The following is an 11,022-nucleotide window of genomic DNA, read 5'->3' as shown; positions in this document are numbered from 1 at the left end:
TTCAACTCCCCCCTCGCGCACCAGCAGGGTAGTCCCCTGAACTACCCGTTTCGGATACCCGAAACTCCCGGCCGGAGCACCTCCGGCCGGGAGTTTCGTTGTTGTGGGGCCCGGGAGGCCTGCGAGGCGGTCTGCCGGCAGATGATCTCGTACGCCGTCGGCTCGGTTTGGTGGCCCAGGGCGGGTTTCGGGCAGGCTGGCGCCGTCGCCGTGCGGGTGGGGTGGTGCTGGAGCGGTCAGTCGCCTCAGCGTTTGCGTCTACCTCGGGTGCGGGTGGCTTTGTCGAGGGGGCGGTCGTCGATCGGCTCGTCGAGGTTGACCTGCCAGGGCTCGGGGAGTCCGCGGACGGTATGCCAGGCGTGGAGGCGGGCGAGGTTGTGACCGATGAGGGTGACGGCCAGGAGCAGGCCGGTGGCGACGAGGCCAGTCATGCGAAAGAAGCCACGGTTGAGGTTGAGGCGTTGGAAGCGGTTGGCGCCGATGATCCCCTCGACGAGGCTGCGGCGGTTGTAGGACATAGCCCATGGGGTGCTCTGCCAGGGGTGGTGCTGCCGGTCTCGCTCGAGCACGGTGTCAGAGATCGTGATGGTCTTGCGGCACCCGCACAGCTCGCCGGGGACGCAGGACGTGGTGGGGATGGTGTGCGGCATCCGCATCGAGGCCGGGGTGTTGGGGCAGCGGACCTTGAAGGGGTGCCCCTCGACGGCTGGTCCGCGGAATCGTTGGGTGCCGCGCTTCGTGTCGCGTTTGGCGTGGGCGACGAAGCGGTAGGGCTCGCGGGCGTCGTAGGCCTCCCTCCGGCGTGCCTTCTCGCCGGCGGTCATGCCCGGGTCGGGTGGCTCCAGCTTGCGATGAGTCTCGGGCAGCGCGCTGGAGTAGAGGGTGCCGTCGACCCAGATCGTCCCGGCCTCGGGGCCGGGGCGGACGACGCGCTGGCTCTTGTGCAGGTCCATGGTCAGGGTGAGGTCCCGGTTGCGGAGCGGGCGAGCCAGGCGGGTGGCCTTGGCCATCGTGTAGCCGCGGTCGAGGAGGACTTCTGTGAACCGGGGCAGGTGGTCGATGATGCTCAGGCAGGCTGAGGTGCGGTCCCGGATCCCGGGCCGAAGCGCCAGTCCGGCCGCGACCTGCGGGACCGGTGCTGCCCCGACCTGTGGGGCGTAGGTGGCGATGTGGGCTTCGTAGCCGAAGAAGTGCTCGGTGGGTCGCCGGTCGGTCGAGGTGCGGTGGCCCCACCGGGCGTCACGGTCGAAGGAGTAGAAACTTGCGGCGTCACCGCCGACCTGTCGCCTGTGGGCGCGGGCGAAGCTCTCGACATCGGTGCCGTCGATGGCTACCGCCGGTGGACGCTCGAACTCTGGTGGCAGGCTCGCCTGGATGAGCAGGGTAGCGACCTCGTCCTGGGTAACCTGCTCGCACGGGCAGTCGACGGGGCAGGCGAGTACCTCACCGGTGTCGTGATCGACGTCGAGATCGTGGTCGTGGTCGACCAGCACGCCGCGATCGACGACTCGGAGGATGGCACGCCAACCGGAGTGGACCCGCTTGTAGCGGATCTCGGTTGTCTGTGGGATGCCGAGCTGGACCCGTTGAGTCGGCGTCAGTGACTTCAGGGACCGGCACACGCCAGCGGTGGTCATCGTGTGCGGCTCACCGGAGGCGTGGAAGATGAACGCCGCGAGCACCCCTGTCAGCGGGATGAGTCGCGGGCGGCCGGTCCGGCGCTCGGCGGCTGCGCAGAGTCGTGCTGCGATGTCGCTGGTGGCGACGGCAACAGCCCGTGCGATGCGTTGGTCGACTGTCATGGGGTTCGCGGCTGTGGCGTCCGAGCTCTTTCGGCCCCCTGCCGGCTCAGGTGAACGTCGACGCCGCAGGCTCACCGCCGGGCCGCCTGCCCGAAGAGTGTCCGGTCGTCGGGCTGTGGCACGAACTCCTGCAGTGATGTGTACGGCCGCCACGAGGTGAACCCGGCGATCCGGGTCAGGCCACCCATCGAGATGCCGTGGCATAGGTGGTCCACCATCCATGTCGCGCGCAGGCGGGCCGGGGTGATCGTGGGGCACCCGGGTGGGATGTCCGCCTTGCGGAGCATCTCGTGGAAGGGCGAGCGGTCCCACTTGCGGGGCCGATAGGCCAGGATCGGTGCCTCGGCCGGCTCGGACAGGAACCCACCCAGCACGACGTCGTTGGGAGCGGTGACTGGCACGGTGCGCGGATGGTTCCCTTGCCGCACCTGCACGCACAGGAAGCCGTGCACGGTCTCCAGGTCGCCGACGTTGGCCTTCCACATCTCGTGCGGGTGTAGACCGGCGCCGAGACCGAGGGCGAGGTACCCCGTGAAGCGTCTGCGGCGGATCTCGGTGCTCTGGTCGTGAGCGATCTCCCACAGCCTGGTGGTCTGCTCCTTCGTGAAGGGCTCGATGGTCCTCCTCCGCCGCAGCTGGGGAGGGTCCGGAGTCCAGGGCGCCTTGGTCGTAATCTGGCGGGCGAAGCGCCGCAGGTCGGAGCGGCGCGTCGCGCGGGAGGTGACCGACAGGTGTGCAGCACCGACGGTGATGTACCGCTCGACCGCGTCCGGGACGAACATCCCCTCCCGGTCCAGCGGGTAGCCCTCCCTGTGGGCCCAGACGATGAACTGGGACACGGTGCGCATCGCCTCGATCGCGTGTCGCTCGCTACGCGGGTGCACCAGGAGGACGGATTCGCGAGTGAAGCCTGCGACCGGTGCCCACTCATCTCGTGGGATCGCGTTGGGCCGGTAGCGGTGGACCGCCGCTTCAGGACTCTCGTCCTCGGCGTGGCGGTTGACGTTTGCGGTTCCAGAAGTGCACTCTGGACTTGCTGAAGACATAGAAGTACCCCCTTAGGGTGCTTGCGCAAGTGGTTGGAGGCAGCGAGATCGTCACTCGCTGAAGCGATTCGCGACGAGGTCCGGAGTTGGCGCTCTGGGCCTTTCGCATGTCGGCGCCATGGCCGATCGGCGTCACTCCATCGCGACCCCTCGTCGTTCGAGGGCAGAAGCCAGGAGGTCGGCATGCACGGCCGTCACGGAACGGCCGTCGCGGAGGGCGACGTCGTAGAGCTGCTTCGCCAAGCGGGCGGGGATGCGCGCGTCGAAGCGCACGAGTTCGTCAGGGCGGTACTGGCGTGGGTGAGCGGAAGGCCGGCCTGTACGCGCAGGAGGGAGCTCGATGCGGCTCTCTCGCCCCGCCACTGGCCTCTCCAACCCGTCGCTCTGCCGTCGGACGGTTGGTGGCCGTCCATGACAGAGGCGGGTCAGTTCTCTGGTGCCACCGAGCGGCTGCCCGGACGAGTGGCTAACCCCCGCACCGAAGTGCGTGGCTGAAGTCAGACTAGACGTCCTCTTACCGATCTACCAGGACGGCACGCCGGACGCGCGGTGTTCCAACTGCTCCGGACGCGCGGTGTTCCAACTGCTCTTTGCCCGACCCGAGCCAAGTGAACCCGGTCAGACCGGCGCCCCATGCGGTCTGGTACTCCGGCTATCCCAGGAGTAGGGTCCCCCCGCATGATGACATTGACAGCACGCACCCAAACTGAACCTCGACGCACTGCTACAACCCGGGCCAAGCGCAGCCTCGCAACGTTGTTATTGGCTGTGATGTTCACTGTTGTTAACAGTGGAAACGCTTGGGCTGATCACTGGATCGTAGTCCACCACAACTTCACAAGCTACATTACTTGCATGTCCCGCGGGGCCGATATGGAGGCAACTGGGCAGTATTACTCTCCGTATTGCACAGACAACGACGAAACTGGTGACTATCCGCCCGGGCGCTACACTCTCCACATTGTTATCAAGACAACCGGTGGCATGTCTCCGACTCCATAACCGCCTCCCGCCGGTTGCGTCAGATTAAACGGATGCGGTGGGGGATTGTCGGCGCGCGAGCGGCAACGGGGCCGTCACTTGACATGGGCGAGATTGAGATGGACTTTGACTCCTCCAGGGAGAGGTTTATCTGCGCCGCTAGGTCTAAAAGTTGCGGAGAAATAATAGAATTCGATGCGCCTCGCACTAAGTTGCCACACGAAGACGGCTCCCTCAGGCGTTGGGCCGCTCCCCTCGCCAGGGGGCCCGAGCAGGCGCACCAGCTCGACTTCCAGATCAGCGGCATACTGCTCGATCTGAGTTGCCTCCTGCTGGCTCCACAGGAGCCATTCCACGCCATCAATCCCTCCGCGCGCGGGAATCCATCCGAGCCGGGCGTCCTCCCACCCCGGCAAGTCCACGTCAGAGCGGGGAAAGTCTGGATGAGCCTGGCTGGTTGCTGAGAAGTCACGTCCTCTGCCCGCGAGTTCATCCAGCCACTGATCGGCCTCAGTTTCTGAAGTAGGCCAACGAGCTTCGAGGAGTCGGCTCACCAGGTGAGCCACGGCTGCGGGCGTAGGTCCCATCCCGTCGATAGTAGCACCCGAGCGCTGTCCGCCGTCGGTTTCCGGATGCTGCGAGCCAACCAGGACGCGCCCCTGGATGTCGCCGCGACCACCGTCCGTTCGAACCAGTACCGCGAGGGGGACGTGGTCGTCCAGGTGCTGGGCGGACACACCGAGTTCCTGCGGGCACGTGAGGTGCTGGGCCAGAGGTGGCAGGTCCGCTACGACCGGCTCGGGCACGTCTGGCTGGTGTCCTGATGCGTAGACACTTCCACGTGCCCGCCCGCGAGCTGGCGCTCGACGCACCCCAGCCCTGCCCGTTCCTGCCTGCCCTGGCCCTGGAGGGTCTGGCGGTCACTCCCGAGCAGCAGCATCACCTGATCCTGAGCTTGGGCCAGGACAGGTTCTACATTGGCCCCACCGACCAGGCCGTGGCTCGCCGGGCCCAGCTACTTGCAACCGCGCTCCACCAGGGCACCGCCCACCTGGACCGCGACCACGCCGACCTGATCAGCTGGTGGGTGACGGCTGCCTGGGAGTCCAGCCTGGACGAGCTTCGATGATCCGCCCTTCTAATTCTTGTGCGTGTGGCGCCGCAGGATCGTCGTTCGCCCGGCGTCGCGATTGCACAACACGTGAGTGCCGGGCATGCAAGGCGGGGTGTGCCTAATGATGGCAGGAGAGTGTGCCTGTGGTTGCCGAGCAGCGGTCATCGGTCCAAGTCAGCGGGTTTCGGGAACTACCCACCAGCAAGTAGTGCTCGAAACTACTGCGGTGACGATGACGAAACTCCCGGTCAGAGCGATCTGATCGGGAGTTTTGCCGTCCGGACGCGTGGCCCGACGTGCGGTAGGCGCGCACACTGCGGCCACCTTTGGCACGATGACGCCATGACTGTTCCCCTCAGCAGGCGCGTCCCCGGCGGCCACCAGCGCGTTCTTGCCTCCGCCGTCTGCGTCGCGCCTCGGGGGCGTGGATGAGCCTGGAAGCCCTGACTCTGCCACCGCTCACGTGGAGCGGCGTCGGCCTGGGGTTATTGGTGTTGGCTGGTTCGTTCGTCTTCGCAGGCGGGGTGCGGTCGGTGGTGTGCCGGGTGATGACGTGGCGCGGACGCAGCCCCAGCTCCGCCAGAGTCTTCGGTCGCCTCGCGGGGTGGCTCGTGGTCAGCCTCGGGATAGCCGCCGCGCTGACCATCGTCTTCCCCAGCGTGCGACCCGTCGACGTCCTGGGCGGGGTCGGGATCATCTCTATCGCTGCCGGTATCGCCTTCCAGACGGTGCTGGGCAACATGTTCGCCGGCATCGTCATCCTCACCCGCGACCGGTTCAGGGTCGGCGATCAGATCGGTGTTGGTGATTACCAAGGCACGGTCGCCCAGATGGGACTGACCTCGACCTCGGTGCGCACCTTCGACGGCCGCTTGGTGCTCATCCCCAACGGCACCCTGCACTCTCAGGTGGTCACTGTGCAAACGGGTTTCGAGCACGTGCGTAGCGCAATCACCATCGCGTTGGCGGACACCACAAATCTGGCCCACGCTGCCAGCGTCGCCGTCGAGGCGATGAACGCCATCCCCGAGGTCCTCGCCGTGCCTGCCCCCGAAGCGTTGCTGCAGTCCATCGGTAACGGCACGGTCGACCTGGAGTTGCGCTTCTGGTCCGGGGCGCGACAACTAGAGACCCGTGAGGCCCAGGACGCGGTGATCGGCCGCGTCCTAGAAGCGTTCACTGCCCACGACGTCGTTACGGGATCTGAGGCGTATGTCGTGGAAGCAGGACCGCAACTCCTCACCATCTTGCAAGAGCTCACCGGTCGGACCGACTCGACCTTGGGCGGCACCCACGGATCCCGCGAGAAGAGTGTCTAGCGTGCAGGATCGAGAGAGGGAGACCGCGTGAGCAGCACCACGCCCGAGCCGACGTCGGGTCACGTCGCCGACAGCCACGACCTCATCCGCGTCGTGGGCGCCCGGGAGAACAACCTCCAAGACGTGAGCATCGACATACCCAAGCGTCGAGTGACCGTCTTCACCGGCGTCTCCGGCTCCGGCAAGAGCTCGCTGGTCTTCGCGACCATCGCTGCCGAGTCGCAGCGGATGATCAACGAGACCTACAGCACCTTCGTCCAGGGGTTCATGCCGACCATGGCGCGCCCCGACGTCGACGTCCTCGACGGGTTGACGACCGCGATCATCGTCGACCAGGAGCGGATGGGCGCTAACGTGCGATCCACGCTCGGGACGGTCACCGACGTCAACGCGATGCTGCGGATGCTGTTTAGCCGGCTGGGGCAGCCACACCTCGGCTCGCCGCAGGCCTTCTCCTTCAATGTCGCCTCCATCAGCGGTGCCGGCGCGGTCACGGTGGAGAAGGGCGGGCGGCAGGTCAAGGAGCGCCGCGAGTTTCAGATCACCGGCGGCATGTGCCCCCGGTGCGAGGGCACCGGCTCCGTGCAGGACTTCGACCTGACCGCGCTGTATGACGCATCCAAGTCGTTGGCCGACGGAGCCCTCACCGTGCCCGGCTACTCGATGGACGGGTGGTACGGCCGCATCTTCGCGGGCTCCGGCTTTTTCGACGTGGACAAGCCGATCGCCAAGTTCACCAAGCGTGAGCTCGACGACCTGCTCTACAAGGAGCCGACCAAGATCAAGGTCGAGAGCATCAACCTGACCTACGAGGGCCTCATCCCCAAGATCAGCAAGTCGATGCTGACCAAGGACGTCGACGCGATGCAGCCGCACATTCGCGCCTTCGTCGAGCGCGCGATCACCTTCGGCATCTGCCCGGAATGCGACGGCACCCGCCTGTCGGAGGGGGCGCGCTCCTCCATGATTGACGGGGTCTCGATCGCCGATGTCTGCCGTATGCAGATCAGCGACCTCGCGGGGTGGGTCCGGGGCCTCGACGAGCCTTCCGTCGCCCCGCTGGTCACCGCGCTCTGCGCGACCCTCGACTCCTTCGTGGACATCGGCCTGGGCTATCTCTCGCTGGAGCGGCCCTCCGGGACGCTGTCGGGCGGGGAGGCGCAACGGACCAAGATGATCCGTCACCTTGGCTCGTCGCTGACCGACGTGACCTATGTCTTCGACGAGCCGACGATCGGCCTGCACCCGCACGACATCCAACGGATGAACGAGCTTCTCCTCCAACTGCGCGACAAAGGCAACACCGTGCTCGTCGTCGAGCACAAGCCGGAGACGATCGCGATCGCCGACCACGTCGTCGACCTCGGCCCTGGCGCGGGCAGCGAGGGCGGCACGATCTGCTTCGAGGGCGACCTGGAGGGGTTGCGCGCCAGCGACACCGTCACCGGGCGGCACTTGGACGACCGGGCCAGGGTTAAGTCGGCAGAGGCTCTGCGGACCTCGACCACGGCGCTGCAGGTGCGCGGCGCGAGCACGCACAACCTCCAAGACGTCGACGTCGACATACCCCTGGGGGTGCTGACCGTGCTGACCGGCGTCGCGGGCTCCGGCAAGAGCTCGCTGATCACCGGCTCGGTCGCGGGGCGGGACGGGGTCGTCGTCATCGACCAGGCCGCGATCAAGGGATCCCGGCGCAGCAACCCGGCGACCTACACCGGCCTGCTCGACCATGTCCGCAAGGCGTTCGCCAAGGCCAACGGCGTCAAGCCGGCCCTCTTCAGCGCCAACTCCGAGGGCGCCTGCCCTGTCTGCAAGGGCGCGGGCGTTATCTACACCGACCTGGGCTTCATGGACACCATGACCACCGTCTGCGAGGAGTGCGAAGGCAAACGTTTCCAGGCAGCGGTCCTGGACTACACGCTCGGCGGCAAGAACATCAGCGAGGTGCTGTCGATGTCGGCGAGCGAGGCCGCGGCGTTCTTCGAGGACGGCGAAGCGCGCATCCCGGCCGCCCACAAGATTCTGGTGCGCCTCACCGACGTGGGCCTGGGCTATCTGCGCCTCGGGCAGCCGCTGACGACGCTCTCCGGCGGGGAGCGTCAGCGCATCAAGCTGGCCAGCCAGATGGGCGACAAGGGCGAGATCTATGTCCTCGACGAGCCCACGACCGGCCTGCACCTGGCCGACGTCAGCCAGCTCCTCGGGCTGCTGGACCGGCTCGTGGACTCCGGCAAGTCGGTCATCGTGATCGAGCACCACCAGGCCGTGATGGCGCACGCCGACTGGATCATCGACCTCGGGCCGGGCGCCGGTCACGACGGTGGCTCGGTCGTCTTCGAAGGCACGCCTGCTGACCTGGTCGCCAGCGCCGCCACGCTCACCGGCAAGCACCTCGCGGCCTACGTCGGGGGCTGACGGCCTGCGGGTATGCCGACCCGGTCGGCTAGTCACCCTGCCGGATCAGGCTGGCGTGTCCCCTGGCTGCTCGTCGGCGGGCCTGATGACTGAATCCTCCACGGCCGGCTGCTCAGCTGCGGCGTGGTCGCGCAGCCGCTTGGCTGTGAACAGCGACATGATGCCGCCGAAGAGGTTCATCGCACCCAAGATCATCAGGATGGTCACCAGGATCCCGGTGTCGCCGGCGTTGCGGCGCCAGACGCCATAAGAAACCAGGGCCACGCCCAGCACCAGGTCGATGACGGCCCGGCGCTGCACCTGCTCAGGGGTGCGCGGAGGGAGCTGTCTTCTGCCCCGCGCCGGGGCGTCCGTGTCGTCAGCGAGCGCTCCGTCGGTCAGATTGTCAGGGTCGGCTCCGTCGACCGCAGCGCTCTGACCGTCCGCCGGTCGCGGCTCACCGTCTGGCCCCCCGGCGAGCGTCCGCGCCGCCTCGAGTCCGCCCGCGTCGGCGATGTGCCCGTCAAAATCCTGATCGGTCTGCGGGTCATACGCCTGGTAGCCGGTCTCCTCCGCCACGATTCGGACTGCTTCGCGGACCTTGGTGTAAAAGCTTTCGGGGTCCTCCCGCTCCCAGTAGGGAAAGCTCACCGCGCCGGAGCCGTGGAAGAGCTCCACCTGCAGACCACTATCGATCTCGCTGAGCTCGCCGAGCACGTCCCCACCGGTCTCCTCCGCGACCCACGTCTCGACCTCGCCGGTCAGGAAGTTTTCCAGTCGGGAAGAGATCCTGCGGAAGGTCGCCACCCCCTCGGCCAGGAGCCCCTCGTCACCGGTGATGTGATCGGGGGTGTCCACCTCGTCGGCGGCCAGGACGGACTCCCAGCCCTGTCCGGACGCGCGGGGATACAGCAGGATGTCGTAACTCATGCCCCCATCCTGCCGTGCGCGGGCCGTGATCCCGGTGTCGGGCGGCGCGCCCGTGCCTCAGCGCCGCGGGATCGCCGCGAGCATGGCGGGGGTCGCAGCGTCGACGGCATCGCCATACCCCTCGTGCGTCGCCAACCACGTGCGCACATAAGGACAGACCGAAACGATCCGCAGACCCTCCTGGCGGGTGATCTCCAGGGCGTGCTCGACCACCTTGTCCGCGAGACCCTGACCGCTGAACTCCGGTGCCGTCTCGGTGCGAAAGAAGATCCGTCGGCCGTCATGATCGGCGAAGTGCACAAAGGCCGCGCTCTGCCCCTCCACGGAGATCTCGAAGCGATCAGGGTTGGTCTGCCGCGTCATGTGCTCAGCCATGCTCCCAGCCTCCCACGGTCTGCGCCGCGGTGCCATGATCGTCCTATGGTCCTGCGCAATGTCTTGGGTGGCGAGCTGGCGGATTGCAGCATCGACCCGGTCACCGGCTTTACCCGGACGGGACGGTGCGAGGTCACCCCGGAGGACGTCGGCGTCCACGGCATCTGCGTCGTGCTCAGCGCCGAGTTCCTCACGCACCAGGTCCAGATCGGCAACGACCTGGTCACTCCGCGCCCCGAGTGGCACTTCCCGGGACTCGTGCCTGGAGATCGGTGGTGTGTGGTCGCCCTGCGATGGCTCCAGTCCGAGCGGGTGGGCTATGCCGCGCCCGTCGTGCTGGCGAGCACGCACGAGTCCGTGCTGGAGGTGGTCCCGCTGGAGGTGCTGCGCAAGTATGCCGCGGACGTGCCGGACGACCCCTCCAGCCTGGAGGACTAACCCCCGCCTGGGCGGTGGTCACCCAACGCGCGTCGCTGAACGGTGGCGTCTCGTGTTGCCGTCCGATGCAGTCGGGAGGACGGTGGGGACATGAGCGAACGTGAGCCGGAGCAGTACGACGAGGACATCGCCGACATGGACTACGACGCGCAGGAGGCGCAGGACGCTGAGGTCAACCTCGACGATCCGTCCGCGACCGACAACGTGCCGTGGACGCCACCGGAGCAGGAGCCGATGGGGATGGAGTTCCTCGACGACCCGCAGGAGGAGACGATCGACCAGCGGATCGCCCAGGAAGAGCCCGAGGAGGGCACCGCCTATGGCGCCCCCGACTCTGGATCGCAGATCGAGCGGGACCTCGAGGCGGCCGACGAGACGGACCGCTAAGAAGGGGTTCGTCTCAGTCGGAAGTCGCAGATCCCCCGCCGACGATCTCCGCCTGGATGGGGATGCGCGCTGGGCCCCGCTTTGGCACGGTGGACGGGTCAGCAGCACCACGATCGGGAGGGATCACCCATGCAGACCACTTCAGCCACCCTGGCGCTGGCGACCGCAATCGCCTTCGCTGCAGTCGCACCGCTCGGCGCCGCTAGCGCCACAGACCCAGTAAGCGCGGCCAGCCC

The 11,022-nt window shown here is 67.2% G+C and carries 10 protein-coding genes; 6 read left to right on the top strand and 4 right to left on the bottom strand.

Annotated elements, in window-relative coordinates; translation table 11 throughout:
• Nucleotides 1-245: 245 nt before the first annotated feature.
• Together Q4P07_RS11720 and Q4P07_RS11715 are read right to left on the bottom strand one after the other, a co-directional pair.
• Complete coding sequence (locus tag Q4P07_RS11720) at nt 246-1,802, bottom strand: hypothetical protein (RefSeq protein WP_303375096.1); 1,557 nt, start codon at nt 1,800-1,802, stop codon at nt 246-248.
• 71 nt (nt 1,803-1,873) lie between these two features.
• Entirely contained in the window at nt 1,874-2,848 is a 975-nt protein-coding gene (locus Q4P07_RS11715) for a site-specific integrase (protein ID WP_303375095.1), read from the bottom strand.
• 1,613 nt (nt 2,849-4,461) lie between these two features.
• Between Q4P07_RS11715 and Q4P07_RS11710 the strand changes: the two genes are divergently transcribed.
• From Q4P07_RS11710 to Q4P07_RS11695, 4 genes are all read left to right on the top strand, one after another.
• The gene (locus Q4P07_RS11710; RefSeq protein ID WP_303375094.1) at nt 4,462-4,653 is read left to right on the top strand and encodes a hypothetical protein; all 192 of its coding nucleotides are present in this window, start codon (nt 4,462-4,464) and stop codon (nt 4,651-4,653) included.
• A complete protein-coding gene (locus tag Q4P07_RS11705; protein WP_303375093.1) occupies nt 4,653-4,958 on the top strand; it encodes a hypothetical protein in 306 nt (101 codons plus the stop codon). Before Q4P07_RS11710 ends, Q4P07_RS11705 begins: the two co-directional genes overlap by 1 nt.
• A gap of 413 nt (nt 4,959-5,371) precedes the next feature.
• Entirely contained in the window at nt 5,372-6,262 is an 891-nt protein-coding gene (locus Q4P07_RS11700; protein ID WP_303375092.1) for a mechanosensitive ion channel family protein, read from the top strand.
• Nucleotides 6,263-6,289: 27 nt separating this feature from the next.
• Nucleotides 6,290-8,677 (top strand): excinuclease ABC subunit UvrA, encoded by a 2,388-nt coding sequence (locus Q4P07_RS11695; RefSeq protein WP_303375091.1) that lies wholly within the window; start codon nt 6,290-6,292, stop codon nt 8,675-8,677.
• Between the two features lie 45 nt (nt 8,678-8,722).
• Here the strand turns inward: Q4P07_RS11695 and Q4P07_RS11690 are convergent, their stop codons facing one another.
• Complete coding sequence (locus Q4P07_RS11690) at nt 8,723-9,586, bottom strand: hypothetical protein (RefSeq protein ID WP_303375090.1); 864 nt, start codon at nt 9,584-9,586, stop codon at nt 8,723-8,725.
• Between the two features lie 57 nt (nt 9,587-9,643).
• Entirely contained in the window at nt 9,644-9,961 is a 318-nt protein-coding gene (locus Q4P07_RS11685; protein WP_303375089.1) for a GNAT family N-acetyltransferase, read from the bottom strand.
• Between the two features lie 45 nt (nt 9,962-10,006).
• Between Q4P07_RS11685 and Q4P07_RS11680 the strand changes: the two genes are divergently transcribed.
• Together Q4P07_RS11680 and Q4P07_RS11675 are read left to right on the top strand one after the other, a co-directional pair.
• Nucleotides 10,007-10,399 (top strand): DUF2237 family protein, encoded by a 393-nt coding sequence (locus Q4P07_RS11680; protein ID WP_303375088.1) that lies wholly within the window; start codon nt 10,007-10,009, stop codon nt 10,397-10,399.
• Nucleotides 10,400-10,489: 90 nt separating this feature from the next.
• Complete coding sequence (locus Q4P07_RS11675; protein WP_303375087.1) at nt 10,490-10,786, top strand: hypothetical protein; 297 nt, start codon at nt 10,490-10,492, stop codon at nt 10,784-10,786.
• Nucleotides 10,787-11,022: the final 236 nt, after the last annotated feature.

This window comes from Ornithinimicrobium sp., assembly GCF_030537745.1.
In the GTDB taxonomy this organism is placed as follows: domain Bacteria; phylum Actinomycetota; class Actinomycetes; order Actinomycetales; family Dermatophilaceae; genus Ornithinicoccus.
Note: the sequence above shows the minus strand (reverse complement) of the source record. Positions and strands in the feature narration are given on the sequence as shown.

Bases quoted from the DNA above. Each gene is read 5' to 3' on its own strand.
- Q4P07_RS11720 (WP_303375096.1), bottom strand. From the start codon at position 1,802: ATGACAGTCGACCAACGCATCGCACGGGCTGTTGCCGTCGCCACCAGC.
- Q4P07_RS11715 (WP_303375095.1), bottom strand. From the start codon at position 2,848: ATGTCTTCAGCAAGTCCAGAGTGCACTTCTGGAACCGCAAACGTCAAC.
- Q4P07_RS11710 (WP_303375094.1), top strand. From the start codon at position 4,462: ATGCTGCGAGCCAACCAGGACGCGCCCCTGGATGTCGCCGCGACCACC.
- Q4P07_RS11705 (WP_303375093.1), top strand. From the start codon at position 4,653: ATGCGTAGACACTTCCACGTGCCCGCCCGCGAGCTGGCGCTCGACGCA.
- Q4P07_RS11700 (WP_303375092.1), top strand. From the start codon at position 5,372: ATGAGCCTGGAAGCCCTGACTCTGCCACCGCTCACGTGGAGCGGCGTC.
- Q4P07_RS11690 (WP_303375090.1), bottom strand. From the start codon at position 9,586: ATGAGTTACGACATCCTGCTGTATCCCCGCGCGTCCGGACAGGGCTGG.
- Q4P07_RS11685 (WP_303375089.1), bottom strand. From the start codon at position 9,961: ATGGCTGAGCACATGACGCGGCAGACCAACCCTGATCGCTTCGAGATC.
- Q4P07_RS11680 (WP_303375088.1), top strand. From the start codon at position 10,007: ATGGTCCTGCGCAATGTCTTGGGTGGCGAGCTGGCGGATTGCAGCATC.
- Q4P07_RS11675 (WP_303375087.1), top strand. From the start codon at position 10,490: ATGAGCGAACGTGAGCCGGAGCAGTACGACGAGGACATCGCCGACATG.